This is a genomic window from Mycolicibacter icosiumassiliensis, assembly GCF_900078685.2.
Classification (GTDB): Bacteria; Actinomycetota; Actinomycetes; order Mycobacteriales; family Mycobacteriaceae; genus Mycobacterium; species Mycobacterium icosiumassiliensis.
Genome location: NZ_LT546170.1, coordinates 321,257 through 345,689, shown reverse-complemented (window position 1 = coordinate 345,689; position 24,433 = coordinate 321,257). Strand labels below are relative to the sequence as shown.

Here is a 24,433-nt window from a genome sequence, read left to right as displayed (position 1 = left end):
TGATGGACGCGGCACCGACCGGCACCGGTATGGACAGGAGTCAGACTTGGCCGATTTCGTCGCGTCGATCGACCAGGGCACCACCAGCACTCGCTGCATCATCTTCGACCATGACGGTGCGGAGGTGGGCCGTCATCAGCTCGAACACGAACAGATCCTGCCGCGAGCCGGCTGGGTGGAACACGATCCGTTCGAATTGTGGAACCACACCGCGGCGGTGCTGGTCTCGGCGCTCAACACCACCAAGCTGCACGCTTCGGACCTGGCGGCGCTGGGTATCGCCAACCAGCGCGAAACGACGGTGGTGTGGAACCGCAAGACCGGTCAGCCCTACCACAACGCGATCGTCTGGCAGGACACCCGAACCGACGCCATCGCGGCGGCCCTGGAGCGCGACGGCCACGGTGAGGTGATCCGGCGCAAGGCGGGCCTGCCGCCGGCCACCTATTTCTCCGGCGGCAAGCTGCAGTGGATTCTGGACAACGTCGCGGGGGTGCGGGCCGATGCCGAACGTGGCGACGCACTGTTCGGCACCTGCGACAGCTGGGTGCTGTGGAACCTGACCGGGGGGCCGCGCGGCGGTGTGCACCTGACCGACGTCACCAACGCCAGCCGCACCATGCTGATGGACCTCGAGACCCTGGACTGGGACGACGAACTGCTGGCCCTGTTCTCGATCCCGCGGACCATGTTGCCGCGCATCACGGCGTCGTCGACACGACGCCGGCACGCGGTCACCGCGAGCACCGGGCCGTTGCGCGGCGAGGTGCCGATCGCCGGCATTCTGGGCGACCAGCAGAGCGCCATGGTCGGCCAGGTGTGTTTGTCGGCGGGCGAAGCGAAGAACACCTACGGCACCGGAAACTTCTTGCTGCTCAACACCGGTGAGCAGATCGTCCGCTCCAACAACGGATTGTTGACCACGGTCTGCTACCAGTTCGGCGACGCCAAACCCGTGTATGCGCTGGAGGGCTCGATCGCGGTCACCGGTTCGGCGGTGCAGTGGTTGCGCGACCAGCTGGGCATCATCAGCGGAGCCACGCAGGTCGAGAGCCTTGCCCGCCAGGTCTCCGACAACGGCGGGATGTACTTCGTGCCGGCGTTTTCCGGATTGTTCGCGCCGTACTGGCGTTCGGATGCCCGCGGCGCGATCGTGGGGTTGTCCCGCTTCAACACCAACGCACATCTGGCCCGGGCCACGTTGGAGGCGATCTGCTACCAGAGCCGGGATGTGGCCGAGGCGATGGAAGCCGATTCCGGTGTGCACCTTGGTGTTTTGAAGGTGGACGGCGGTATCACCGCCAACGACCTGTGTATGCAGATCCAGGCCGACGTGCTCGGGGTCGACGTGGTCAAGCCGGTCGTGCCCGAAACCACCGCGCTCGGCGCGGCCTATGCGGCCGGACTGGGCGTCGGGTTCTGGAAGGGGCCCGACGAACTTCGCGCCAATTGGCGCGAGGACAGACGCTGGACCCCGAACTGGTCAGATGAGCAGCGTGCCGAAGGCCATGCCGGGTGGCGAAAAGCCGTGCAGCGCACGCTGGACTGGGTCGAGCTGCCCTGAGCATGGCCGCACGCAAGCGGGTGCTGCCCGGCGCGCTGGTCGCGCTGGTCGTGGTGGCCGCCGTCGGTTGGGCGTGGTGGCAGCAGGCCGGGTGGGGGCCCCTCGCCGCCCTGGCCCCCGCCGACGTCGAGCGCCGTGCCGTTGGATCCTGGCTATGACGACGCCCGCCGCATGCTCGAAGCGCTGCCGGTCAAGGGCTGGGATCGCGAGAAGGACTTCAAGCGCTACCGGTTCGGCGAGCGGTGGAGCGACGATGTCGACGTCGAATTCGGCCACAACGGCTGCAATACCCGCGACGACATCCTGCGCCGCGACCTGGACCAGGTCGAACTGCGACGGGGCACCTGCCTGGTGCAGCGCGGCGTCCTGCACGACCCGTACTCCGGAGAGACCATCGCCTTTGTGCGTGGCCCGGAGACGTCCGAGGCCGTGCAGGTCGACCACCTCGTGTCGTTGGCCGACGCCTGGTACAAGGGGGCGCGGACCTGGGACGAGCGGCGCCGCCGCGATTTCGCCAACGACCCGCGCAACCTGCTCGCGGTCAGCGCCCAAGCCAACTTCGACAAAGCATTCCGCGACGCCGCCGGCTGGCTGCCGGCGAACGCCGCGTTCGAATGCGAATTCGTAGCCCGTCAGATCGCGGTCAAAACCGCTTACGGACTGTGGGTTTCATCCAACGAGAAGACCGCGATGCATCGGGTCCTTCGCCACTGTTGACACTTACTCGGTTTCCCCAAGTATCCCGTAGATCTCCTTGCGGGCGCCGTTGACGATGTCGACGATGCGCTGCTGCTGCTCGGGCGTGGCCGCCTGGCCGGCCTGCGCAACGGCACCGAACAGTTGGCCGGCCGCGGTGCGCAGGTTGATCTGCCCCGGGTCGGCGCCGTCGGCGATCTGCTCCCACGGTGGGGTCTCCACCGTCTCGGCGACCCCGCGACCTTCTTCGGTCAGCTCGAAAAGCCGCTTCTTGCCGTCGGTTTCGCTGCCGCTGATCAGACCCTCATCGACCAGCATCTGCAAGGTCGGGTAGACCGATCCGGGGCTGGGGCGCCACAGCCCTTGGCTGCGTTCGGCGATCTGCTGAATGATCTCGTAGCCGTGCATCGGGCCCTCGGCGAGCAAGGCCAGGATGGCGAGCCGCACGTCGCCGCGCCGGCCACGATTGCCACGCCGGTGTCCACGGTGCCCGCCCGGACCGAAGCCGAAGCCGGGACCGCCCGGGCCGAAGCCGAAGCCGGGACCGAAGCCAGGTCCGAAGCCAGGTCCGAAGCCCGAACCGAATCCGCGCCGGAAATCGGGACCGAACTCGGGGCCGCCGCCCTCATGGCCGGGACCGAAGCCTAACGGCCCGCAGTGGTCGGCGACGGCCTGATCGCGCAGCTGCCGGCGAAACTCGCGCCGGGCCTGCCGGCGCGCGATGTGTACGGCGCGGCGCTGATGCGGCGTCGCGGGGCCGAAGCCGAAACCGACGTGGTGTTCGGCATCGTCTGAGAAGGGTCCGCCGGGCGGACCAAAGGGGTTGTTCATTCGCCACCTCATTGCTCTGGAAACGGAAGCGACCATCACTTCCGATACGTTGACGATATATCGGGAACTATCGTCACGCAAGGGGGTTGTCTGCTGATCGCCGGCCATAGGCACCACGAGCAGGTTGCCGCGTGGGCACGCGACCGGACGTGATGCCTGACCGCGCACAGCCTGGCGGAAACGTATGCGGTGCTGACCCGTCAGCCCGGTGACGCGCGGCTATCCGCAGCAGACGCCGTGCTCTCGATCGATGAGAACTTCACCCAACCGCTGGCGCTTTCGGCTCGCGCGGCCCGCACGTTTTCTCGGGAGCACATGGCCCCGCTGGCCACCAGGGATGCGCGGGCGCGTTCCACGTACGAGGCGATGGGCGTCGTGGTCGAACAACTGTCAGTGCAGCCCTAGCCCGGCGGGGCGAAACCACCGGTCGGCCACGGCGCCGGCGGCGGCGGGAAATAGGGGCCGGGCGGCGCGACCTGAAACCGCGCCAGCTCGCGCTGATGCCGTTCGGCCAGCACCGCGGCCAACACCAACTCGGGCGGGGCATCCGGCGGCGGTGGCGGCGAGATGTGCGCCAGCACGTCGCCGGAGATCCGGTAGGCCATCATCTGCCGGGTATGCGGGTCGAGCTGTGCGGCCCGACCGAGGAATTGCCTTGCCAGCTCAGCCGATTCGGCGCGCAGTCCGGACAATTGCAACGTCGACGCCCACCAGGCCAGCCCCGGCGGCATCATGGGCGGCGGCGTCGAAGCCGGCGCGCGTTCGCTGATCACCACCGTGCCGGCGAAGATGTCGCCCAGGCGTTTTCCGCGCGGTGACAGCAGACTGCAGATCACCGCCGGGCTGCCGGTCAAGGCCCAGATCTCGATAACGGAGGCCAGCGCCCGAAAGAGCGCCTGCCGGAAGCGTTCCGGGCCGCCGTCGTCGGAAACCACCCGCAGTCCCATTGCCATCTTGCCCAGCGACCGGCCCCGGGTAACGGTCTCCATGGTGACCGGGTAACCGACCAGGAGCAGCACGGCGAAGATGATCATGATTGCCGTGGTCAACGCGTCGTCGAACCGGCCCAGGGTGGTGGCCCACAGCACAACCGCGCACAGGTAACCCACCATCACGACGGTGATGTCGATCAGCGCGCTGACCGCGCGCACCGGCAGCTGCGCGATCGCGATGTCGAGGACGACGGCGTCGCCGGTCACCAGCTCGGGGCTGCGGTTCGACATAGCTCAGACGCTACTCGCCGGACCGGTGTCAGCGAGGCGCTCGCTAGGCTCGGCAACGTGGATGTCGACGCCTTCGTGCTGATCCATCGACCGACCTGGGATCGGCTGGAGTCGCTGGCCAAGAACCGGCGGCGGCTCACCGGTGCAGAGCTCGACGAACTGGTCGACCTCTACCAGCGGGTGTCCACCCATCTTTCGGTGGTGCGCTCGTCCTCCTCGGATGCCGCGCTCATCGGCCGACTTTCCGCCCTGGTAGCGCGGGCGCGTGCCGCCGTCACCGGTGCGCACGCACCGTTGGCCTCGGAGTTCGTCCGGTTCGTGACGGTGTCGTTTCCGGTGGTCGCCTACCGCGCCTGGCGGTGGTGGCTGGGCACCGCCCTGGTGTTCCTGGCGGTCTCGGCGGTGATCGCCTGCTGGGTGGCCGGCAATCCCGACGTGCAGGCGGTGATCGGCACCCCGACGGAGATCGACCGGTTGGTCAACCACGACTTCGCCGCCTACTACAGCGATCACCCGGCCGGGTCCTTTGCGCTGCAGGTCTGGGTGAACAACGCCTGGGTGGCCGCCCGCGCCATCGCGTTCTCGGTGCTGCTGGGCCTGCCGATTCCGGCGCTGTTGCTTTCCAACGCGGCCAACGTCGGATTGGGGCTCGGGCTGATGTTCCACGCCGGGCGGGGCGGTTTCATGCTGGGATTGCTTGCCCCGCACGGACTGCTGGAGCTGACGGCGGTGTTCCTGGCCGGCGCGGCGGGGATGCGCCTGGGCTGGACGGTGATAGCACCGGGCGATCGACCCCGCGGACAGGTGCTCGCCGAGCAGGGCCGGGCCGTCGTCGCGGTCGCGGTGGGGTTGGTCGCGGTGTTCGCCGTTGCCGGGCTGATCGAGGCGGTGGTGACTCCGTCATCGCTGCCGACGTGGCTGCGGATCGGCGTCGGTGTGGTGGTGGAGGCGGCGTTTCTGGCCTATGTGGTGCACTTCGGGCGCAAGGCGGTGGCCGCCGACGAGACCGGCGACATCGCCGATGCCCCCGACATCGTCCCCACCGGCTAGATGTGGGAGGGGTGATTACCGCGGGCGGTGAGCCGAGAGCAGCCAGGCGGCAACGGACTTCAGTCCATCGGGTTCGTCTCGGAAGTCGATCGAGGCGAAGTGTGCGGGAAGCGTTTCGGGCAATCGGCAGTGATGGCGAGCGGGCCTGACATCGTCGATGGCCCAGCTTTGGGCGACGGTCTCCGCGAGTTCGTCGGCGCTGACTGGAGCAACCGAGTCTCGGGGAGCATCTGGCATAGCGCTGCGATCGAAGGCGAGCACGTAGAAGCGTGCCCCCGGTGCGGCGGCCCTGGCCATCGATGCGACGTAGCCTTCGCGGCGGGAGATGGGCATCGAATGGAACAGGGCACTGTCGACGATGGTGTCGAAGCGCCCGTCGTAGCCGTGCAGTGTGGTGATGTCGGCGACGGCGAACTGAGCGGTCGTCAGGCCACGTGCGTGAGCCTGGCTGATGGCGAGATCGATAGCGGTTGACGACAAGTCGATGCCCACGGTGCGGTAGCCGCGGGCGGCCAGTTCGAGGGACAACGCGGCTTCACCGCACCCGGCGTCGAGGACCTCGCCGACCACTGCGCCAGCGTCGATGAGTGCAGTGATTTCGGGTTGCGGCTTGTCGAGGCTCCAACCGGGTCGGCCCTCGCCGAATTCGGTCACCTCGCCGCGATATATCGGGTCAAAGTCAAAGTTCCGCGCATCCGTCATAGACTGGTTATATCAGGAATCCGAATATATGGGAACCTGATATACGTGACGAACGACCTCGAGCTTCTCGGCCCATTGCTCTACCGGGTGAGCGCCAAACTCAGGGCTGCGATGGCTACCGCGCTCAAACCGTTCGACCTGACGCTGAGCGAGTTCGTGTGTCTGAAGCTCCTGCGAGATACACCAGGACTGTCAAATGCCGACCTCGCGCGATTGTTCGAAGTCAGCCCGCAAACGATGAACGCCACGATCAAGGACCTTCAATCGTCACAGCTGGTCAAACGGCCTGCATCAGCTACCCAGGGACGCACGCTTCCGACAGAGATCACTACTGCTGGGCGGAGACTTCTCGACGCCATCGAGCCGGCTGCCCGCCACGCCGAGGCAACGGTGTTGGCTGCCCTCCCCGCCGCTGATCGCCAGCGCTTCAAACGCATGCTAGATGCCATCGCCGGGTAGCGAGGTTTCCCAGCGAGAGCCCCATCAGAGCTGTCCGGCGGCCTTCATCGCCAGGTAGGCATCGGCCAACGCCGGTGCCAGATCCTCGGGTGGGGCATCGATGACCTGCACACCGCTGCTTCGCAGCCGGGCCGCCATCGCGCGGCGGTCATTGCGGGCCCGCTCGGCGGCGCCTGCGTCGTATACCGCGGCCGCGTCGCCGCGTCCGTCAGCCAGCCGTTCCACTCGCGGATCGGCGACTGCCGCGAGGATCACCTGGTGTGCCGCGGTCAGTGTCGGCAACACCGGCAGCAGGCCTTCCTCCAGAGCAGAGGGGTTGAGATCGGTCAACAGCACCACCAGGTTGCCTCGGCGCGCCCGCCGGGACAAGGTAGCCAGCATCGCCGCCGCATCGGATTCGACCAGAGCCGGCTGCAGCGGCGCCATCGCGTCGACCAATTGGGAGAAGAGCCGGGTTCTGGACGCCCCGAACACCCCGGCCCGAGTCACCTGATCGTGGGCCAGCAGATCGACGTGGTCGCCGGCGCGTAATGCCAACGCCGCCAGCAACAGTGCGGCGTCCATCGACCAATCAAGCCGCGGCCAGCCCGCGGGATCACGGGCGGTCGGGTCCACCCCGATCCGGCCGGCCGCCGTCCGGCCGGTGTCGAGCACGATGACCACCCGCCGGTCACGTTCGGGCCGCCAGGTGCGCACCACCACCTCCGAGCGCCGTGCGGTGGCCCGCCAGTCGATCGAGCGCACATCGTCGCCGACGACGTATTCGCGCAGCGAGTCGAACTCACTGCCCTGACCGCGCACCAGCGCCGGCAGATTCCCGTCGACCTCCCGCAAGCGGGCCAGCCGCGCCGGTAGATGCCGGCGGGACAAGAAGGGCGGGAGCACCCGCACCTGCCCCGGCACCTGCCGAGAGCGCTGCCGCCCGGCCAGTCCCAGCGGCCCGATGGAGCGCACTGTCACCCGGGCGGCCTGCTGGTCGCCGCGGCGGATCGGCCGTAGTTCGGTGAGCACGCGGGAGAGCTGACCGGCCCCCAGCTGCAGCGGATGGGCACGCGGAGTGGCGCAGGCGCTGGGCGGCCAGGCGTCGCGCAGTTGCCCGCGGAATCGGCTGCCGCCGTTGACGATCCACAACGTGGACGTGATCGTCTGGCCGAGTCGTACTGTGTTGTCCATGGACCGCTCGATGTGGAGCGTGGCGGGATCTGTGGTCAACGCGACGTCGAGCAGCACTGCCGCGGTGAGCCCAGCTAGCAGTACGCCGAACGCGGCCGCCGGCCAGGGCGCCAGCGTGATCGGCACGGCGCTAAGCAGTGCGATCAGCGCGGCGCGACCCGTCAGAATCACCAGCGCGGCACCGGAACCGAGGCCAGAATGCTGTCGAGAACGCCGTCGGCGGTAGCGCCTTCGAGCTCGGCTTCCGGGCGCAGCATCACCCGGTGCCGTAGCGTGGAGCGGGCCATCGCCTTGACGTCGTCGGGGGTCACGTAGTTGCGCCCGGACAGCCATGCCCAGGACCGCGATGTGGCCAGCAGCGCGGTCGCGCCGCGGGGTGAGACGCCCAGTTGCAGGGCCGGGGAGCGCCGGGTCGCCGCGACCACATCGACGATGTAACCCAGCACCTGGTCGGCCACCAGCACCTGGCGCACCGCGGCGCGACCGGCCGCCAGCTCCGGCGCGCCGGCCACCTGGGCCGCCGCGGACAGGTCGTGCGGGTCGAAGCCCTGCGCATGCCGAGCCAAGATGTCGATCTCGGCTTCGCGCACCGGAAGCGGCACGGTCAACTTGAGCAGGAACCGGTCGAGCTGGGCCTCCGGCAGCCGGTAGGTGCCCTCGTACTCGATGGGGTTGGCGGTGGCGGCGACGATGAACGGGTCGGGCAGCGGCTTGGCCGCGCCGTCGACGCTGACCTGCCCTTCCTCCATCGCTTCCAGCAGTGCCGCCTGAGTCTTGGGCGGGGTGCGGTTGATCTCGTCGGCCAGCAGCAGGTTGGTGAAGACCGGGCCGGACCGGAATACGAACTCCGCGGTGTGGGTGTCGTAGACCAGCGAGCCGGTGATATCTCCGGGCATCAGGTCCGGGGTGAACTGGACCCGTTTGAAGTCCAGCCGCATCGCGGCGCTCAGAGTACGGACCAGCAGTGTTTTTGCCACGCCCGGAACACCTTCGAGCAGCACATGGCCGCGGCACAACAGTGCGATCACCAGGCCGCTGACCACGGCGTCCTGGCCGACCACTACCTTGGCGACTTCGCTGCGCAACGCCAGCAACGCCTCACGGGCTGCGGCAGCAGCCGGATCCTCTACGGGGGTGTGAGTCACGAGTGGGTGACCTGCCTTTCGATGTCGTCGAGTGCGTGGGCCAGCGCGACCAGGGCATCGTCGGAGTCCGGCGGCGGACCGAACAGTAAGTGCCACAACCAGTCCGGGTGCGCCCCAATCCGCGCCGACACCGCCGCGACCACCGCGGGCGGCTCCGGTCCCGGGCCCAATCCCAGGCGTGGAGCCAGGCGCCGCAGGGCCGCGGTGCGCAGCGCGGCTGCGGCTCGATCGCGGGCCCGATGCGAACGGTAGAGCCGGCCGAGCCCCTCGACGGTCTCCGATGCCCGGACGACGACCGGCAAGTGCTCGGCGACCAGGGGGCCGAGCCGGCGACCCTTCCACAGCGCGGCCACGGCCAGTGCCACACACAGCTGCCAGAACAGCCATCGGACATTCGGCGGGATCAGGTCGGCAATCGCGGCCTTTCCTGATTTGGCTCCTTGAATATGTTGGGGCGCATACCAGATCAGGCGATCCGAGGTGCCGGCAAGATTCATCGCCAATGCGGCATTGCCCGCTCGGGCCAGGTCGGTGTTGGTCATGAAGGTCTCGCTGCCGACCACGGTGATAGTCCGCTGGCCGTCGCGATAGCGCACCAGTGCGCCGTCGTAGCAGCTGTCCACCGACTGGCCTTGAGCGGCAACGTAGGTCGCAGTGGTGCCTAGGTCGACGTCGCCGGCCCGTTGCGCCTCGCGCAGGTCACAATTGGGCTGGTGGGTGAACGCTCGGGCGGGTCCGGACCGGATGCCGGGCGCCAGGGCCTTGCGGGCCAGGGCATCCGGTGCCAGCAGCAGCAGGTCGCCGGGCAGACCCGCCAGCCGGTTCATCAGTTCACCACCGGCGATGTGTGGGGTCTGGGCCACCAATACCAACGTGCCGGGACGCGCGTCGCGGACGACGTCATCGACGGTTCCGGCCGGCACGACCTCGACCCCGCGGTGACGCAGCAACGCCACCAGCGCGTGCGCGCCGTCGGGCCCGGTGGCTTGGGGATCCATTCGGCCGCCCGGCCGTGGTGTGGTCAGATAGGAGCCCACCGCCGAAATCGCCACGATCACAGCCAAAGCCGCCGCGACCCACAGCCACGTCCGCCGTCTGGTGGTCACCGGTACTGCCGAGCCTGTGTCGTGGCCTGCACCCGCTCGTCGAGTTCCGCGACGATCCCATATCGTTCCGGGGTCGCGGGCAGCTCGCCGTAGCTGACGTCGTTGAACGTCTCGGCCGCCCTGAACAATTCACCGGCCAGGCCGGGTAGCGCCGCACCGGCGTCGCGGGCCAGTTCGCTGGCGGTACGGCCCGTGGCGGGATGCAGGACCCCGGTCTCCTCGAGTTCGCGAGCCACCGCTCGCAGTCGATGTCGGATCGCCGCGGCCCAATCGCCCGATGCGGCATGCTGTTGCGCGGCGGCACGGTGTTCGGTGGCGCTGAGCTGGGTTGCGCCGTACAACGGGTCGCCGCGGTGGCCGTCGTGCAGCATCCGACGGCTGATTCCGATGGCGGCCACCACGGCCGCCGCAAGGACGATCAGCAACACGCTGATGGTGAACCATCCGCCGGGCAACTCGGCACCTTTGAGCACCAATCGCCGTACCAGCGCCTCGATGAAGTCGAGGAACTGTTGTTTGGGCGACGGCCGCGGGTACATCGGTTTGGCCAGCTCGCGTTCGGCCGCCTCGCGGGCGGTTTCGCGGTCGATGTCGACGGTGGGCACCCGGTCGGTCCTTACCCCGGGGGCCGGGTCAGCCAGAGGTTGTCGGTCCACCCGGGGACGTACGGCCCACCGACCGCGCCGGTTCGCAGCACTAGGTCGAACGCCTCGCCCCGGATGCGGCGGTCGGTGTACAGCAGTACCGACACACCGGCGGTGAAGGGCAGCACGATGATCTCACCGATGGTGGTTCCGATCCGGGAGAACAGGCTCAACTGCGCACCGCCGGTCAGGGTGTCAGTGCCGTGGGCGATGACCATCCCGAAGATGTTGAATGGAAATGCGACCGCGCTGCTGATCAGCGAGACGATCAGGGCGGTCAAGGCCATGATGCCCAGCACCCGCCAGAAACTGTTGCGCACCAAGTAGAACGACCGGCGCATCGCCTCGAACACCGGTTGCCGCTCCAGCACGATCACCGTGGGCGCGAAGGCCAGCACCGTATAGCCATAGATCAGCGCCGCGACGAGTGCCGGCATCAGCGGCACGGCGATCAACACCGCCGCACCGGTGCCGCCCGCTGCGCCGGCGAAGGCGATGATGGCCGCCGCGAAGCCGCACAGCACAATCGCGGCCAGGCCGATCAGGGCGGCCAGGCCGATCAGCGATGCAAAGCGGTCGCGCACGATAGCCCAGGCTTCGCCGATGCTGATCGGCGACCCGAACACCGCACGCCCGACGACGACGGTCAGCAGGCCGGTCAACACGATGGTGCCCAGGGCGGTCACGATGGCCGCGCCGGCAGAACCGGTCAGCCACGCCGCCACGTCGCCGCCGGAAGGTTCCGACGATGACCTACCCGGACCCGACGGGCCGAGCGTCGACAGCAGGCCGAACAGGGCTATCCCGCTGATGATCTGAGTGGCCACCACGACCACGGCGGTGAGCCCGAGCACGGTCTTCGGGTTGGCCCGGATGTAGCCGACGGCGCCGTTGTAGATGTCGGTCAGGCTCAATGGGCGCAGCGGAATGATGCCGGGCTTGGCCGTAGCTGGGCGGTGGGCCATAGCCCGGCGGTGGTGGGCCGTAGCCGGGTGGTGGGCCATAGCCCGGAGGTGGCGGGCCATAGCCCGGAGGAGGTCCGTAGCCAGGAGGCGGAAAACCAAATCCGGGATAGCCGGGCGGCGGCGGATTCACCATGTGGCTGAGCGTAGCGTTATGCGGCATGGCGGAACTTAAATCCCAGTTGCGGGCCGATCTGACCACGGCGATGAAGGCACAAGACAAGTTGCGCACCGCAACCCTGCGGATGCTGTTGGCCGCGATTCAGGCCGAAGAGGTCTCCGGCAAGCAGTCCCGCGAGCTGACCGACGCTGAGGTACTCAAGGTGCTGGCCCGGGAGGCCCGCAAGCGTGCGGAGTCCGCCGAGATCTACACCGAGAACGGCCGCGGTGAACTCGCTGCCGAGGAACACGCCGAGGCCCGGATCATCGACGAGTACCTGCCCGCACCGCTCAGCGACGCCGAACTGGCCGACGTCGTCGACACCGCGCTGGCGCAGGTGGCCGAGGACATCGGGGAGCGGCCGCACATGAAGCACATGGGGCAGGTGATGAAGGCCGCCACCGCGATCGCCGCGGGCAAAGCCGACGGATCGAGGCTGTCGGCCGCGGTCCGCGAACGGCTCTAGAAAGACTAGGAACCGGTCGCCGGCAACTGCCGGCCCGTCAGCGCGGCGATGAGGCCGTCGGGGTCGGTAACGCTGACGTAGAGGCTGCGGACCGGCCGGTTGAACCAGCCTGCCGTCGGCGCTTTGCTCGGTTTGACGGCGTGGGTCAGCCGTATCTGGACCACGCCGTGCCGGGATCCGTTGACCAGCCAGCCATTACACGCCTGATGGACCCCCCAGCCCCACATGCGTTCCGGTGCTGGCCGGGCGGATTCGATGTTGTTCAACGCGACGTCCATGGCGAAGGCCCACCCGCTGCGGACCTGCAGGAAACCGCCGGCCACTTGGATGCTCGCCCGCCCGGGCCCCAGGCCCAACACGGTGGCCAGTGGTCGGTACCACCGGTCATAGCGCATCGGGAAGTCCACGGGAGACAGTGTCTACCGCCGAGGTGGCTGGTGGACCGGTTTCGATCCAACCAGATCACAGCCATTGCCTGCCCCCCGACGACGAGGTGGGTGGTTCGGCTCTGAAGACGAAGAAACCCGCCCTGGTCCCGTTTTACCGGTTCAGAGCGGGTTTTCCATTGTCGGGGTGGCGGGATTCGAACCCACGACCTCTTCGTCCCGAACGAAGCACGCTACCAAGCTGCGCCACACCCCGTGTGAAGCCACGACAGCGTATCGCACCTGCCCGCCGGTCACCCAAACGGCTGGTTACGGACTCAGTGGGAACCCCGTCGAGGCCCAGCTCACTCGCCCCCGAGAGCATGAAACGCCCCACATTCCGGCGTGTGGAGCTCGCAAACATAGGCGGAGTTAGGCAGACTGACTAATAAGGTTTAGTGCAAAGGGAGTCAATCATGACGCTGTTAGGCGGAGCGGTGTATGCCGGTTTCTTCGCTCTGGCTGCGGTGTGGCTTGCAGCCACCAACCCCGACGCAGCCGACGAGCGGGCTCAGGCGAACGCGAACCGGCAGGACCTTTCGAACTCGGCCAAGACTGCGGTTGCGCCCGTCGGGTCGAGCCCGTGCTGCGCCAGCCAGTCGTCGTTGTAGTAGGTGTCGGCGTAGCGATCACCGCTGTCGGCCAGCACGGTGACCACCGATCCATTGCGCCCGTCGGCAACCATCTCGGCCAGTAGGGCAAACGCCCCCCAGATATTGGTGCCGGTCGAGGCGCCCACCCGACGGCCCAACACCGCGCTGACGTGCCGTGCAGCGGCCACCGAGGCGGCATCGGGCACCGTGACCATCCGGTCCACCACGTCGGGCAGGAACGACGGTTCCACCCGCGGCCGGCCGATGCCTTCGATCCGCGACGATTCCTCGATCACCACGTCGTAGCGGCATTGCGAGTAGGCCGGGTAGAAGGCCGAATTCTCGGGGTCGACCACGCACAACCGGGTCGCGTGCCGGCGATACCGGATGTAGCGGCCGATCGTCGCGCTGGTGCCGCCGGTACCGGCTCCCACCACGATCCAATCCGGAATCGGATGGGCCTCGTCGCGCATCTGGGAGAACATCGACTCCGCGATGTTGTTGTTGCCGCGCCAGTCGGTGGCCCGCTCGGCGTTGGTGAACTGGTCCAGGTAGTGCCCGCCGGTGTCGGCGGCGATCCGCTCCGCTTCGGCGTAGACATCGGCCGAATGCGCCACGAAATGACAGCGCCCGCCCTGCGCCTCGATCAGCGCCACTTTGGACGCACTGGTCGAGGACGGCATCACCGCGACGAACGGCAGGCCCAGCAGGGCCGCGAAATAGGCCTCAGAGACCGCGGTGGACCCCGACGACGCCTCGACCACCGTGGTGCCCTCGGCGATCCAGCCGTTGCACAGCGCGTAGAGGAACAGCGAGCGGGCCAGCCGGTGCTTGAGGCTGCCGGTGATGTGGGTGGTCTCGTCTTTGAGGTACAGCGCCACGTCGGCCTCGGCGGCCCATGCCAAGGGCAGCGGGTAACGCAGCAGATGGGTGTCGGCGCTGCGCCGTGCGTCGGCTTCGATCAGCCGGATCGCGTTGTCGGCCCAGCGCCGTGGATGCCCGTGGTCGGCGATCCGTGGGGTCAACGGGCCGACACGGAGGGCTGGGTCGAGCCGCGGGTGAGCTGCGAGTCGTCACCGCCGGTCGGCGCCGCCACCAGGGTCAGCAGGCTGGCCTCGGGACGGCAGGCAAACCGCACCGGCGCGAACGGCGAGGTGCCGATCCCCGCCGAGACGTGCAGGCGCATGTGCGCACCCCACTGCGAGGGCCCCTTGACCCGGGAGCGATCCAGCCCGCAGTTGGTCACCAGAGCGCCGTAGAACGGCACGCACAGCTGGCCGCCGTGGGTGTGGCCAGCCATCACCAGCTGGTAGCCGTCGGCGGCGAAACGGTCCAGCACTCGTGGCTCCGGCGAATGGGTCAGCCCCAGGCGCAGATCGGAGGTCAGGTCGGCCGGACCGGCGATGGTGTCGTAGCGGTCCCGCTCGATGTGCGGGTCGTCGACGCCGGCCGCGGCGATCCGATGGCCGGCTACGTCGAATTCGCGGCGGTTGTGGGTCAGATCCAGCCAGCCCCGCTCGGTGAACGCCGCACGCAGGTCCTGCCACGGCAACGGAACGCCGTGGATGCGATGCGTCGGCTTGGTCAGGTACTTCGCCGGATTCTTCAGTCGCGGCCCGAAGTAGTCGTTGCTGCCGAACACGAACACTCCCGGCACCGACAGCAGATCACCCAGGGCCTGCACCACCGCCGGCACCGCCTTCGGATGCGCGAGGTTGTCGCCGGTGTTGACTACCAGGTCCGGCTCCAAGCGCACCAGCTCCCGCAGCCAGGCCTGCTTGCGGTGCTGCCCGGGGCGCATGTGGATGTCGCTGATGTGCAGCACCCGCAGCGGTGCGGAGCCGGGAGCCAGCACCGGCATCGTCGCCTCGCGCACCACGAACGCGTTGCGTTCGATGATCGCGCCGTAGCCGATAGCGAGAGCCGCCGGACCGAGCGCCGCCGAAGCGGCGGCGACGGATCGGGTCAGGGCAGGTGAAGGAGCCATGGCGTTCAGACTACTGCGCCCCGACCGCGCCACCGCGGCTACGGCGGCGGCGCAGGGGGCGGCAGCAGCGGAATGGTGATCGGCGGCAACCCCGGAATCTCCACCACCGTCGATCCCACCGGCCCGAGCGGCGGCAGACCGTCCGGCGGCGGCGGTGGTGGCGGCGGGATGCCGTTGCTGACCTCGATGGTGATGATCGAACCGGGAATGGTCTGACCACTCGGTGAGGTGCCGACGACCGCCCCGGAACGGGCGCTGCTGTTGACCCAGTTCGGCTGGTCGGCGACCTGGAATCCGACTTCCTTGAGCCGCGCCCGGGCGACGTCGACGTCCAGGCCGACCACGCTGGGCACCCGTGAGTTGGGTCCGCCGTCGACGTATCGCGGCTCGGTCGGCGGCATGATGACGTCGCCGAAGTCGGTGGCGATCGGTTTCATCGCCGCGAACCAGGTGCGGGCCGGCTCGTTGCCGCCGTAGAGGTCGCCGTCCCCGCAGTGCCGTAGCGGGAACGAGCACAGGTCCGACGGTGAGCTGGAGTCGTCGAAGATGTAGTTGGCTGCCGCGTAGCGGTTGGTGAAGCCCAGAAAGCCCGCCGAGCGGTGCGCCTCGGTGGTGCCGGTCTTGCCCGCCATCGGCAGATCCCAACCCACCGAACCGGCGGCCGGCGCCGCGGTGCCGCCGCCTTGGATGTCCTTGCTCAAGGCGTTGGCCATGGTGTTCGCCAGACCTTCGGGAACCACGCGCTCACAGGTCTCGGTGGTGACGGCCACCTCGTTGCCGTTGCGGTCGAAGACCTTGTCGATCGGGTTCGGCGGGCACCAGATGCCACCGGAGGCCAAGGTGGCGGCAACGTTGGACAACTCCAGCGCGTTGACCTCGATCGGGCCCAGCGTGAACGAGCCCAGGTTCTGCCGTTTGACGAAGTCGGCCAGGCTCTCGTTGCTATCCGGGTCATAGTCGCGGGCGGTGCCCGGATCGGCGTAGGAACGCAAGCCCAGCTTGATTGCCATGTCCACGGTGCGGCCGACCCCGACTTGGGAGATCAGCTTGGCGAACGCGGTGTTGGGCGAGGTCGCCAGCGCGGTGGAGACGTTCATCGGCGACCGGTAGGGGGCGACGTTGACCACGCACCAGGTCTCCTTGGGGCAGCCCTTGGCGCCGCCTGAGCCCATGCCCTTGGTCTGGAACCGGCCGGGCACCTCAAGGTCGGCGCTGATACCCATGCCCATCTCCAGCGCCGCGGCCACGGTAAATGTCTTGAAGATCGACCCGGCACCGTCACCGACCAAGGAGAACGGTTGCGGCCGCATGGTTTCGCCGAGGTCGGCGTTGAGCCCGTAGGTGCGGTTGCTGGCCATCGCCAACACCGGGTGTGCGTCACTGCCGGGCTTGATCACGCTCATCACGCTGGCGATGCCCTGCACGTTGGGGTTGGCGAAGCTGTCGATCGCCTCTTTGATCGGAGCCTGCACGTCGGGATCCAGCGTGGTGTGGATGACGTAGCCGCCGCGGGCCACCTGTTCCTTGCTGATCCCTGCCCTGGTCAGGTACTCCTGCACGTAGTCGCAGAAGAAGGCCCGGTCGCCGGCCGCGATGCAGCCCCGTGGCAACTCGTTGGGCTGCGGCAGGATGCCCAGCGGTTCCGCCTTGGCCGCTCGCAGCGCGTCGGCCTCCCCGGGCAGGTTTTCGATCATGGTGTCCAACACCAGGTTCCGTCGAGCCAGTGCGCCCTCGGGGTTGGTGTAGGGGTTCAGGGTGCTGGTCGACTGCACCATTCCGGCAAGCAGGGCCGCCTGCTGCCAGTTCAGGTCGGCGGCGTTCACACCGAAGTAGGTCTGGGCCGCATCCTGGACGCCGAACGAGTTGTTGCCGAACGAGACCAGGTTCAGGTAGCGGGTCAGGATTTGCGGCTTGGTGAAGGTCCGGTCCAGCGTGAGCGCCATCCGGATCTCCCGGAGCTTGCGCGCCGGAGTGGTCTCGATCGCGGCGCGCTTCTCGGCGTCGGTCTGCGCCAGCACCAGCAGTTGGTAGTTCTTGATGTACTGCTGTTCCAGCGTCGAGCCGCCGCGGGTGTCGATGTCCCCGGAGGCGTAGCCGGCCAGCCCGGTCAGCGTCCCCTTCCAGTCCACCCCGCTGTGCTCGGCGAACCGCTTGTCCTCGATGGAGACGATCGCCAGCTTCATCGTGTCGGCGATCTTGTCGCTGGGCACCTCGAACCGGCGTTGCGAGTACAACCACGCGATCGTGTTGCCCTTGGCATCGACCATCGTCGACACCGCGGGCACATCACCGCTGACGAGCTGGGCCGACCCATTGGCCACCACGTCCGAGGCGCGGTTGGACATCAGGCCGATGCCGCCGGCGACGGGAAACAGCAACGCCGCGAGCAGAACGGCGGCGAGCAGACAACACCCGGCCAGTTTGAGCACAGTAGGGCCGGTCGGGGGGCGCTCCGACATGGCTAACACAGTAGCCCCGGTATCAGATGGTGCTCGCCGAAGACCCCGAACACCGCCGCTTGGGAGCCCAGATCATGATCGGACGGCACGGTTGTCCCAAAAAAGTGCCGATCAACCTGTTGCGCAGACAGCACCTGACCACCTAACTTGGACATCAAGTGCGATTCAGGTAACACTGATGACACGATGTGGCGTAGATCGCAGTGTCGGTCGGCCTCGATGTTGAATAGGTGGCTGCCGGGCGCGGCCGGGACGGAGGATCGTCAGTGTCTGTTGCAGGGACAGCGGTTCACAACACCAGCATGCCAATCACATCAACCCCCCGAACCGTTCTGCGCGGAGTGCAGGACGAGGGCCGGATCGCCTGGGTTTCCAAGGCCGTGTGCCGCGGTGCGGACCCCGACGAACTCTTCGTACGCGGTGCGGCACAACGCAAAGCCGCGGTGATCTGTCGGCACTGCCCGGTCGTGCTCGACTGTCTGGCCGACGCCCTGGACAACCGGGTCGAGTTCGGTGTGTGGGGCGGCATGACCGAGCGGCAACGCCGGGCGCTGCTCAAGCAGCACCCCGAAGTGACCTCCTGGCGCGAGTACTTCGCCGCCCAGCGCAAGCAGCGTGACGCCGGCTAACGCCCGGCTGAGTCCCTCTTCGCTTCTACTTCTATTTCTTCGCCGTCAGCTGGTCGGCGATCGCGCCGAGCGCCTCCAAATCGGAGACGTCGAACGGCAGTGACGGCACCCCCACGATAGGAACTCGCGGGTTGGCCCGGGTGAACCGCGACAGCAGTCGGATTTCACGCTTGGCGGTAGCGCCGCGTTCGGCGTGAATCTGGAGCGCCGCTGTGGTGAGGGCTTTCGTCCCATCGGGCAGCGACGCGCTGATCTCGGGCTCCCGCAGGGTCTCGATGGCGTCGATAGCCCGCTCAATGGCCAGGTCGCACAACATCGGATGGGTGCGGTTGAGAATCAGCCCCGCCAGCGGCATGTGCTCGCCTGCGAGTCGGTCGACGAAGAACGACGCCTCCCGCAACGCGTCGGGCTCGGCCGCCGACACCACCACGAACTGGGTGCCCCGGCGCTTGAGCAGGTCGTAGGTGCGGTCCGCCTTCTCCCGGAAGCCGCCGAAAGTGGCATCGAGGGACTGCACGAAATTCGCTGCATCGGAAAGCATTTGCGAACCCAGCACCGTCGACAGGGCTTTCATCGCCAGGCCGAGCGCGCCGGCGACCAGTTTGCCGATGCCTCGACCGGGGCCCAGCAGCAATTTCCACAGCCGGCTGTCCATGAAGCTGCCCAGCCGCTTCGGTGCGTCCAGGAAGTCCAGGGCGTTGCGCGACGGTGGGGTGTCGACGACCACCAGGTCCCAGCGGTCCTCGGCAAGCAACTGGCCCAGCTTCTCCATCGCCATGTACTCCTGCGTGCCGGAGAGCGAGGTGGCGACCGTTTGGTAGAACTGGTTGCTCAGGATCGCCTCGGCTCGCTCCGGTCCGGAGTACTGCGTCACCATCTCGTCGAAGGTGCGGCGCATGTCGAGCATCATGGCGTGCAGCTGACCCGGTACCTCCGCAGGCAGCGGCACCCGCTGCGGGTGATTGCCTAGGTCGTCGATGCCCAGCGCCTGGGCCAGCCGACGGGCCGGGTCGATGGTCAACACCACTACGGTGCGGCCGTATTCGGCGGCCCGCAGCGCCATCGACGCGGCGGTGGTGGTCTTGCCGACCCCGCCGGCGCCGCAACAGACCACCACGCGGTTGGAGGTATCGGCCAGGATCGCCGCCAAGTCCAGCGCCAGCGGCTTACCGGTCGGATCGGGTGTCATCGAACCCCCTGTTGGCCGAGAATTTCGGAGAGCTCATAGAGGCTGCCGAGGTCGACCCCGTCGGTGATCGTCGGCAGATGCAGGCGCGGCACGTCCAACTGCTCCAACTGCTCGGCCGTTTCCGTCCGGGCGCTGATGCGCGTGGCGTGCTGGATGGTTTCGGTCAGCAGACCGGCGAAGTCGTCGTCGCTCAGCGTGATTCCCGCCGCGGCCAGGCCGGCCCGGACCGCGTCGGCGTCGACGACGCCTTCGGCGGCCTTGGCCAGGTCGGCCGGATCCAGGTGGGCGGGGATGTCGCGGTTGACGATCACGCTGCCGATCGGCAGGTCCAGCGCCCGCAGCTCGTCGATGGCCTCCAGGGTCTCCTGCATCGGCAGGGCCTCCAGCAGTGTCACCAGATGGATGGCCGTCTGATCGGAATGCAGCAGCTTCACCACGCCGTCGGCCTGCGAGTGCACCGGGCCGCCCTTGGCCAGTTGCGAGACCGCCTTGGTGACGTCGAGGAACCGGGCGATCCGGCCGGTCGGCGGCGCATCCACCACGACCGCGTCGTAGATCGGCTTGTTGTTCTTGTCGGTCTGGATCACGTGGTACTTGATCTTGCCGGTGAGGATGACGTCGCGCAGGCCGGGCGCGATGGTGGTGGCGAACTCGACCGCCCCGACGCGTCGCATCGCCCGCCCGGCGATACCCAGGTTGTAGAACAGGTCGAGGTATTCCAGGAATGCGGCCTCGATGTCCATCGCCAGCGCATCGACCTGCCCGCCGTCTTCGGCGGTCGCGACCTTGAGTGGAGCAATAGGTAGTGGCGGAACGTCGAAGAGTTGCGCAATACCTTGGCGCTCTTCGACTTCCACCAGCAGGACCCGGCGTCCGCCGGCGGCGAGTGACAATGCCAGGGCGGCCGCCACCGTCGTTTTGCCGGTACCGCCCTTGCCGGTCACGAAATGCAGCCGGGCCTTCGTCAATCGCGAAGGCCAGCCGAGTGCGGGCTCGCTGCTGGATGTGGCTGTCACCACTGCATGCTAACCAAGTGCTTGGGCGTCCTAGCGATAAGCTCGCTGCCATGAGTCAACGCACGGTCTGGGAGTACGCCACTGTCCCCTTGATCACGCACGCCACCAAGCAGATTCTCGACCAATGGGGTGAAGACGGCTGGGAGCTGGTCACGGTGCTGCCGGGGCCGTCCGGTGAGCAGCTCATCGCCTTCCTGAAGCGGCCGCAATGAGCTGGCGGGCCCGGCTGACCGAACTCGGGATCGAGCTGCCCGAGGTGGTGGCACCGCTGGCGGCCTACGTGCCGGCGGTGCGCACCGGCAACCTGGTCTACACCTCCGGTCAGCTGCCGATGACGGCAGGCGAATTGCCGCACACCGGCAAGCTGGGCGCGCAGGTCAGCCCGGAGCAGGGCCACGCGCTGGCCCGGATCTGCGCTCTGAACGCGCTGGCCGCGGTGGACGCCCTGGTCGGTCTCGACGCCGTGGCCCGGGTGGTCAAGGTGGTCGGGTTCGTCGCGTCGGCGCCGAACTTCAACGGGCAGCCCGCCGTGGTCAATGGCGCCTCCGAGCTGTTGGGTGAGGTGTTCGGCGATGCCGGCAAACACGCCCGCTCCGCGGTCGGGGTCTCCGAGCTGCCGCTGGATGCGCCGGTGGAGGTCGAGTTGATCGTCGAGCTGAAGGCCGCGGCGGAGTAGTCAGCGGTGTCGGCCAGTCATCCCGCGTACGGCCGGCTGCGGCCGGTCACCGAGACCGCGTCGGTGCTGCTGGCCGACAATCCCGGGCTGATGACCTTGGAGGGCACCAACACCTGGGTGCTGCGTGCCCCCGGTAGCGACGAGGTGGTGATCGTCGACCCGGGGCCCGACGACCAGGAGCACATCGGACGGCTCGCCGAGGTCGGCCGGATCGCCCTGGTGCTGATCAGTCACCGGCACTTCGATCACACCGAGGGCATCGACAAGCTGGTGGACGCCGTCGGGGCACCGGTGTACTCCGCAGGTAGCGGATTTCAGCGTCGGCTCGGTGGCGGCCTGACCGACGGGCAAGTGATCGATGCGGCCGGGCTGCGAATTACCGTGTTCGCAACTCCGGGGCACACCGCTGACTCGCTGTCGTTCGTGTTGGACGACGCCGTCCTGACGGCCGACACCGTATTGGGCCGGGGCACCACTGTCATCGACTCCGAGGACGGCGACCTAACGCGCTACCTGGACTCGCTGCGGCGGTTGCGCGGTCTGGGTGGGCGTACGGTGCTGCCCGGGCACGGACCGGAGCTGCCCAACATCGAGGCGGTGGCCAGCGGCTATCTGGAGCATCGCGAACAGCGGCTCGACCAGGTGCGTTCGGCGCTGGCCGTACTGGGTGAGGACGCCACCGCCCGGCAGGTCGTCGAACACGTCTACGCCGACGTGGACGAAGCACTCTGGGGCGCTGCCGAATGGTCAGTGCAGGCTCAGCTGAACTATCTGCGGAGCTGACGGTCGTAGGCCGCAATCTGTAGGCCACGCGAGATCTCGCTCACGCAGGTACCCACTCGCACTTTTCCTGCGTGAGCGGGATCTCGTGGCTACCGCGCGCGGCGGGCCAGCCGCTCGGAGTCGGAGATCAGCACGCTCTTGCCCTCCAGCCGGATCCAGCCGCGGTGGGCGAAGTCGGCCAGCGCCTTGTTCACCGTCTCCCGGGATGCCCCGACCAGCTGGGCGATCTCTTCCTGAGTCAGGTCGTGGGTGACCCGCAGGGCCCCGCCTTCCTGGGTGCCGAACCGTTGCGCCAGCTGCAGCAGCTGCTTGGCGACCCGGCCGGGAACGTCGGTGAAGATCAGGTCGGCCAGGTTGTTGTTGGTGCGGCGCAACCGACGGGCCAGCACCCGCAGCAGCTGCTCGGCGATCTCGGGCCGATCGGAGATCCACGACCGCAGGGCGTCACGGTCCATCGAGACGGCGCGCACCTCGGTGATGGTGGTCGCGCTCGAGGTCCGGGGACCGGGGTCGAAGATCGACAACTCACCGAACATGTCCGACGGACCCATGATGGTCAGGAGGTTCTCCCGGCCGTCCGGAGACCGCCGGCCGATCTTCACTTTCCCGGAGACGATGATGTACAGCCGGTCGCCGGGCTCTCCCTCGGCGAACACGGTGTGTCCACGCGGAAAGTCCACGGGCTGAAGCTGCTTGGTCAGCGCGGCTACGGCGCTGGGCTCAACTCCCTGGAAGATTCCGGCCCTCGCCAGGATCTCGTCCACGATGCCCCTTAAATGTTTTGGATGAAGGTTTGAAATCGTAAGCGCGGGCCGCTACCCGGCCAGCCAACTGAGTCTAGAGCCACGCGTCAAGCGAGGTTACAACGCTACACACGATTGGCATGCCGATTCGGAGGAAACTGCGGATTCCCCTGCTGCTCGCGGCTCAGCCCGGTTTCGATGCGTTCCAGCCCGACCGCTGACAGCATCAGCAGCATCGGGATGGCGGTGATCAGCAACCAGGACACAAGTCGTCAGTAAACATGGGCAAGGTCTCGTTGGGGTCACAAATTAGTACCCTGTCGGAGGTGACAGTGGACAAAGCCTCCCGCGCGGCACGGACGGAGACCCGGACCGGACTGGTCCGGCGCGCTCGCCGGATGAATCGGACACTGGCGCAGGCGTTTCCCGACGCCCACTGCGAGTTGGATTTCACCACGCCCCTGGAGCTCGCCGTCGCCACCGTGCTGTCGGCGCAATGCACCGACGTGCGGGTGAACCTGACGACGCCGGCGTTGTTCGCCCGCTACCCCACGGCGCTGGACTACGCCCAGGCCGACCGCACCGAGCTGGAGGAGCTCATCCGGCCCACCGGCTTCTACCGCAACAAGGCGGCTTCCCTGATCAACCTGGGGCAGATGCTGGTCGAGCGCTTCGACGGGGAACTGCCCCACACCATGGACGAGCTGGTGCGCCTGCCCGGGGTGGGACGCAAGACCGCCAACGTCATCCTGGGCAACGCGTTCGGGGTCCCGGGCATCACCGTCGACACCCACTTCGGCCGGCTGGTGCGACGCTGGGCCTGGACCAGCGAGGAAGACCCGGTCAAGGTCGAGCATGCGGTCGGTGAGCTCATCGAACGCAAGGAATGGACGCTGCTCAGTCACCGGGTGATTTTTCACGGCCGACGGGTCTGCCACGCCCGCAAGCCGGCCTGCGGGGTGTGCCTGCTCGCCAAGGACTGCCCGTCATTCGGGATCGGACCCACCTCCCCGATGGAGGCCGCCGCGCTGGTCAAAGGCCCCGAGACCGAGCACCTGCTGGCCCTGGCCGGGCTGTAGCGGGCCTTGAGCAGGTAAGCGCCGATGAGCCGATCGACCGGATGGACCCTGGCGGTACTGGCGGTGGTGGCCGCACTGCTCACCGGGTTGGTAACCGAACTGCGCCGCGAGCCGGCCACCATGGCGCCGGGACGAAGCGCGGCCGTGTCCGGTGCCGGAGCGGACCTGAGCGCCCTGCGACAGCGCGCCGATCTGCCGCCCTGCCAGGTGGGACCGGGCCAAACCGGGCCGAGCGCCCTGCGCGGCGTCACCGTCGAGTGCGCGGCCGACGGTTCGCCCGTCGACGTCGCGGCGATGTTCGCCGGCCGCAAGGTGGTGCTGAATCTGTGGGCGTACTGGTGTGGGCCGTGTCGGGACGAGCTGCGGGCGTTCGCCGAATACCAGCGCCGGGTGGGGCAGGCCGTGACGGTGGTGACGGTGCATCAAGACGACAATCAAGCCGCGGGATTGGCCCTGCTGGCCGAGTTGGGCGTGCGGCTGCCCACCCTGCAAGACGGCCGCCGGCAGCTTGCGGCGGCGCTGCGGGTGCCCAACGTGATGCCCGCGACGGTGGTGCTGGCCTGGGACGGTAGCGTTGCCCGTATCCTGCCGCAGCCCTTCGCCAATGCCGAAGAGATCGCCGCCGCCGTCGAGAACAGCGGCCGCTGATGTGGGGCGATCAGGATCCGGCATG

Annotated in this window: 29 protein-coding genes and 1 tRNA gene; 13 read left to right on the top strand and 17 right to left on the bottom strand. The window is 68.0% G+C overall.

Annotation, left to right across the window (positions count from 1 at the left end):
• Positions 1 to 46: 46 nt before the first annotated feature.
• Genes glpK through BN4346_RS44230 form a run of 3 tightly spaced genes read left to right on the top strand, consistent with a single transcriptional unit; the run spans position 47 to position 2,281 of the window.
• Positions 47 to 1,564, top strand: coding sequence for a glycerol kinase GlpK (gene glpK / locus BN4346_RS44235; RefSeq protein WP_067976601.1), 1,518 nt, complete (start codon positions 47 to 49; stop codon positions 1,562 to 1,564).
• A gap of 2 nt (positions 1,565 to 1,566) precedes the next feature.
• Positions 1,567 to 1,722 carry a hypothetical protein gene (locus BN4346_RS49255; protein WP_235653789.1) on the top strand — a complete coding sequence of 52 codons (156 nt, stop codon included), beginning with the start codon at positions 1,567 to 1,569 and terminating at the stop codon, positions 1,720 to 1,722.
• On the top strand, positions 1,700 to 2,281 hold the full coding sequence (locus BN4346_RS44230; RefSeq protein ID WP_235653788.1) for an HNH endonuclease family protein: 582 nt from the start codon (positions 1,700 to 1,702) through the stop codon (positions 2,279 to 2,281). The genes BN4346_RS49255 and BN4346_RS44230 overlap by 23 nt, the downstream gene beginning before the upstream one ends.
• Before the next feature lie 3 nt (positions 2,282 to 2,284).
• Here the strand turns inward: BN4346_RS44230 and BN4346_RS44225 are convergent, their stop codons facing one another.
• Positions 2,285 to 3,091, bottom strand: coding sequence for a PadR family transcriptional regulator (locus BN4346_RS44225; RefSeq protein ID WP_067976599.1), 807 nt, complete (start codon positions 3,089 to 3,091; stop codon positions 2,285 to 2,287).
• A 189-nt stretch (positions 3,092 to 3,280) separates the two neighbouring features.
• On the opposite strand from BN4346_RS44225, the gene BN4346_RS49250 reads away from it, so the two are divergent.
• Positions 3,281 to 3,496, top strand: coding sequence for a PIN domain-containing protein (locus BN4346_RS49250; RefSeq protein ID WP_235653787.1), 216 nt, complete (start codon positions 3,281 to 3,283; stop codon positions 3,494 to 3,496).
• Here BN4346_RS49250 and BN4346_RS44215 read toward each other — a convergent pair.
• Positions 3,493 to 4,314, bottom strand: coding sequence for an RDD family protein (locus BN4346_RS44215; protein ID WP_067976597.1), 822 nt, complete (start codon positions 4,312 to 4,314; stop codon positions 3,493 to 3,495). The two genes, BN4346_RS49250 and BN4346_RS44215, sit on opposite strands and share 4 nt — an antisense overlap.
• A 57-nt stretch (positions 4,315 to 4,371) precedes the next feature.
• On the opposite strand from BN4346_RS44215, the gene BN4346_RS44210 reads away from it, so the two are divergent.
• Positions 4,372 to 5,364, top strand: a complete 993-nt coding sequence (locus BN4346_RS44210) for a stage II sporulation protein M (RefSeq protein ID WP_067976596.1) — start codon at positions 4,372 to 4,374, stop codon at positions 5,362 to 5,364.
• A gap of 15 nt (positions 5,365 to 5,379) precedes the next feature.
• Here the strand turns inward: BN4346_RS44210 and BN4346_RS44205 are convergent, their stop codons facing one another.
• A complete protein-coding gene (locus BN4346_RS44205) occupies positions 5,380 to 6,066 on the bottom strand; it encodes a class I SAM-dependent methyltransferase (protein WP_067976592.1) in 687 nt (228 codons plus the stop codon).
• Between the two features lie 45 nt (positions 6,067 to 6,111).
• Between BN4346_RS44205 and BN4346_RS44200 the strand changes: the two genes are divergently transcribed.
• Positions 6,112 to 6,525 (top strand): MarR family winged helix-turn-helix transcriptional regulator, encoded by a 414-nt coding sequence (locus BN4346_RS44200; protein WP_067976590.1) that lies wholly within the window; start codon positions 6,112 to 6,114, stop codon positions 6,523 to 6,525.
• 24 nt (positions 6,526 to 6,549) lie between these two features.
• Here BN4346_RS44200 and BN4346_RS44195 read toward each other — a convergent pair whose 3' ends face one another.
• The 5 genes from BN4346_RS44195 to BN4346_RS44175 are packed head-to-tail and all read right to left on the bottom strand — an operon-like array spanning position 6,550 to position 11,558.
• Positions 6,550 to 7,869: a DUF58 domain-containing protein gene (locus tag BN4346_RS44195; RefSeq protein ID WP_067976589.1), complete on the bottom strand. Its 1,320-nt coding sequence runs from the start codon at positions 7,867 to 7,869 to the stop codon at positions 6,550 to 6,552.
• Positions 7,866 to 8,843: an AAA family ATPase gene (locus BN4346_RS44190; RefSeq protein ID WP_067976587.1), complete on the bottom strand. Its 978-nt coding sequence runs from the start codon at positions 8,841 to 8,843 to the stop codon at positions 7,866 to 7,868. Before BN4346_RS44190 ends, BN4346_RS44195 begins: the two co-directional genes overlap by 4 nt.
• Positions 8,840 to 9,949: a DUF4350 domain-containing protein gene (locus BN4346_RS44185; protein WP_067976586.1), complete on the bottom strand. Its 1,110-nt coding sequence runs from the start codon at positions 9,947 to 9,949 to the stop codon at positions 8,840 to 8,842. Before BN4346_RS44185 ends, BN4346_RS44190 begins: the two co-directional genes overlap by 4 nt.
• A complete protein-coding gene (locus tag BN4346_RS44180; RefSeq protein ID WP_067976582.1) occupies positions 9,946 to 10,554 on the bottom strand; it encodes a DUF4129 domain-containing protein in 609 nt (202 codons plus the stop codon). Before BN4346_RS44180 ends, BN4346_RS44185 begins: the two co-directional genes overlap by 4 nt.
• A gap of 11 nt (positions 10,555 to 10,565) precedes the next feature.
• A complete protein-coding gene (locus BN4346_RS44175; protein WP_235653786.1) occupies positions 10,566 to 11,558 on the bottom strand; it encodes a hypothetical protein in 993 nt (330 codons plus the stop codon).
• Positions 11,559 to 11,716: 158 nt separating this feature from the next.
• On the opposite strand from BN4346_RS44175, the gene BN4346_RS44170 reads away from it, so the two are divergent.
• A complete protein-coding gene (locus BN4346_RS44170; RefSeq protein ID WP_067976580.1) occupies positions 11,717 to 12,181 on the top strand; it encodes a GatB/YqeY domain-containing protein in 465 nt (154 codons plus the stop codon).
• A 5-nt stretch (positions 12,182 to 12,186) separates the two neighbouring features.
• Here BN4346_RS44170 and BN4346_RS44165 read toward each other — a convergent pair whose 3' ends face one another.
• From BN4346_RS44165 to ponA2, 5 genes are all read right to left on the bottom strand, one after another.
• A complete protein-coding gene (locus BN4346_RS44165) occupies positions 12,187 to 12,588 on the bottom strand; it encodes a hypothetical protein (protein ID WP_067976579.1) in 402 nt (133 codons plus the stop codon).
• Positions 12,589 to 12,749: 161 nt separating this feature from the next.
• Positions 12,750 to 12,823 (bottom strand) — tRNA-Pro (locus tag BN4346_RS44160).
• Positions 12,824 to 13,117: 294 nt separating this feature from the next.
• A complete protein-coding gene (gene cds1, locus BN4346_RS44155) occupies positions 13,118 to 14,224 on the bottom strand; it encodes an L-cysteine desulfhydrase Cds1 (protein WP_067976577.1) in 1,107 nt (368 codons plus the stop codon).
• Positions 14,221 to 15,186 carry a metallophosphoesterase gene (locus tag BN4346_RS44150; RefSeq protein ID WP_067976575.1) on the bottom strand — a complete coding sequence of 322 codons (966 nt, stop codon included), beginning with the start codon at positions 15,184 to 15,186 and terminating at the stop codon, positions 14,221 to 14,223. Before BN4346_RS44150 ends, cds1 begins: the two co-directional genes overlap by 4 nt.
• Positions 15,187 to 15,224: 38 nt before the next feature.
• The gene (gene ponA2 / locus BN4346_RS44145) at positions 15,225 to 17,645 is read right to left on the bottom strand and encodes a transglycosylase/D,D-transpeptidase PonA2 (RefSeq protein ID WP_067976572.1); all 2,421 of its coding nucleotides are present in this window, start codon (positions 17,643 to 17,645) and stop codon (positions 15,225 to 15,227) included.
• A 302-nt stretch (positions 17,646 to 17,947) separates the two neighbouring features.
• Here ponA2 and BN4346_RS44140 point away from each other — a divergent pair, with 302 nt between their 5' ends.
• Positions 17,948 to 18,274, top strand: a complete 327-nt coding sequence (locus tag BN4346_RS44140; RefSeq protein ID WP_067976571.1) for a WhiB family transcriptional regulator — start codon at positions 17,948 to 17,950, stop codon at positions 18,272 to 18,274.
• Positions 18,275 to 18,305: 31 nt separating this feature from the next.
• On the opposite strand, the gene BN4346_RS44135 is transcribed toward BN4346_RS44140, so the two are convergent.
• Positions 18,306 to 19,463, bottom strand: coding sequence for an ArsA family ATPase (locus tag BN4346_RS44135; protein ID WP_067976569.1), 1,158 nt, complete (start codon positions 19,461 to 19,463; stop codon positions 18,306 to 18,308).
• Entirely contained in the window at positions 19,460 to 20,482 is a 1,023-nt protein-coding gene (locus BN4346_RS44130; protein ID WP_067976567.1) for an ArsA-related P-loop ATPase, read from the bottom strand. The genes BN4346_RS44135 and BN4346_RS44130 overlap by 4 nt, the downstream gene beginning before the upstream one ends.
• 47 nt (positions 20,483 to 20,529) lie before the next feature.
• Between BN4346_RS44130 and BN4346_RS44125 the strand changes: the two genes are divergently transcribed.
• The 3 genes from BN4346_RS44125 to BN4346_RS44115 are packed head-to-tail and all read left to right on the top strand — an operon-like array spanning position 20,530 to position 21,938.
• Positions 20,530 to 20,691, top strand: a complete 162-nt coding sequence (locus BN4346_RS44125) for a DUF4177 domain-containing protein (RefSeq protein WP_096867737.1) — start codon at positions 20,530 to 20,532, stop codon at positions 20,689 to 20,691.
• Complete coding sequence (locus tag BN4346_RS44120) at positions 20,688 to 21,155, top strand: RidA family protein (protein WP_067976565.1); 468 nt, start codon at positions 20,688 to 20,690, stop codon at positions 21,153 to 21,155. Before BN4346_RS44125 ends, BN4346_RS44120 begins: the two co-directional genes overlap by 4 nt.
• Positions 21,156 to 21,161: 6 nt before the next feature.
• Positions 21,162 to 21,938, top strand: a complete 777-nt coding sequence (locus BN4346_RS44115; protein ID WP_067976564.1) for an MBL fold metallo-hydrolase — start codon at positions 21,162 to 21,164, stop codon at positions 21,936 to 21,938.
• Positions 21,939 to 22,027: 89 nt separating this feature from the next.
• Here the strand turns inward: BN4346_RS44115 and crp are convergent, their stop codons facing one another.
• Both crp and BN4346_RS48295 read right to left on the bottom strand, forming a co-directional pair.
• Positions 22,028 to 22,702 carry a cAMP-activated global transcriptional regulator CRP gene (gene crp / locus BN4346_RS44110; RefSeq protein WP_013830875.1) on the bottom strand — a complete coding sequence of 225 codons (675 nt, stop codon included), beginning with the start codon at positions 22,700 to 22,702 and terminating at the stop codon, positions 22,028 to 22,030.
• A gap of 104 nt (positions 22,703 to 22,806) precedes the next feature.
• Positions 22,807 to 22,947, bottom strand: a complete 141-nt coding sequence (locus tag BN4346_RS48295) for a hypothetical protein (RefSeq protein WP_167666267.1) — start codon at positions 22,945 to 22,947, stop codon at positions 22,807 to 22,809.
• 132 nt (positions 22,948 to 23,079) lie between these two features.
• Between BN4346_RS48295 and nth the strand changes: the two genes are divergently transcribed.
• On the top strand, positions 23,080 to 23,760 hold the full coding sequence (gene nth, locus BN4346_RS44105) for an endonuclease III (protein WP_096867763.1): 681 nt from the start codon (positions 23,080 to 23,082) through the stop codon (positions 23,758 to 23,760).
• A gap of 24 nt (positions 23,761 to 23,784) precedes the next feature.
• Positions 23,785 to 24,408 carry a TlpA family protein disulfide reductase gene (locus tag BN4346_RS44100; protein ID WP_067976560.1) on the top strand — a complete coding sequence of 208 codons (624 nt, stop codon included), beginning with the start codon at positions 23,785 to 23,787 and terminating at the stop codon, positions 24,406 to 24,408.
• The last annotated feature ends 25 nt before the right edge of the window (positions 24,409 to 24,433 follow it).

Coding starts and splice junctions, on each gene's coding strand:
- BN4346_RS44140 (WP_067976571.1), top strand. CDS start 17,948: ATGCCAATCACATCAACCCCCCGAACCGTTCTGCGCGGAGTGCAGGAC.
- BN4346_RS44175 (WP_235653786.1), bottom strand. CDS start 11,558: ATGGCCCACCGCCCAGCTACGGCCAAGCCCGGCATCATTCCGCTGCGC.
- BN4346_RS49255 (WP_235653789.1), top strand. CDS start 1,567: ATGGCCGCACGCAAGCGGGTGCTGCCCGGCGCGCTGGTCGCGCTGGTC.
- BN4346_RS44135 (WP_067976569.1), bottom strand. CDS start 19,463: ATGACACCCGATCCGACCGGTAAGCCGCTGGCGCTGGACTTGGCGGCG.
- BN4346_RS44150 (WP_067976575.1), bottom strand. CDS start 15,186: ATGGCTCCTTCACCTGCCCTGACCCGATCCGTCGCCGCCGCTTCGGCG.
- BN4346_RS44170 (WP_067976580.1), top strand. CDS start 11,717: ATGGCGGAACTTAAATCCCAGTTGCGGGCCGATCTGACCACGGCGATG.
- nth (WP_096867763.1), top strand. CDS start 23,080: ATGAATCGGACACTGGCGCAGGCGTTTCCCGACGCCCACTGCGAGTTG.
- BN4346_RS44205 (WP_067976592.1), bottom strand. CDS start 6,066: ATGACGGATGCGCGGAACTTTGACTTTGACCCGATATATCGCGGCGAG.
- BN4346_RS44125 (WP_096867737.1), top strand. CDS start 20,530: ATGAGTCAACGCACGGTCTGGGAGTACGCCACTGTCCCCTTGATCACG.
- BN4346_RS44100 (WP_067976560.1), top strand. CDS start 23,785: ATGAGCCGATCGACCGGATGGACCCTGGCGGTACTGGCGGTGGTGGCC.
- BN4346_RS44225 (WP_067976599.1), bottom strand. CDS start 3,091: ATGAACAACCCCTTTGGTCCGCCCGGCGGACCCTTCTCAGACGATGCC.
- BN4346_RS44120 (WP_067976565.1), top strand. CDS start 20,688: ATGAGCTGGCGGGCCCGGCTGACCGAACTCGGGATCGAGCTGCCCGAG.
- ponA2 (WP_067976572.1), bottom strand. CDS start 17,645: ATGTCGGAGCGCCCCCCGACCGGCCCTACTGTGCTCAAACTGGCCGGG.
- BN4346_RS44215 (WP_067976597.1), bottom strand. CDS start 4,314: ATGTCGAACCGCAGCCCCGAGCTGGTGACCGGCGACGCCGTCGTCCTC.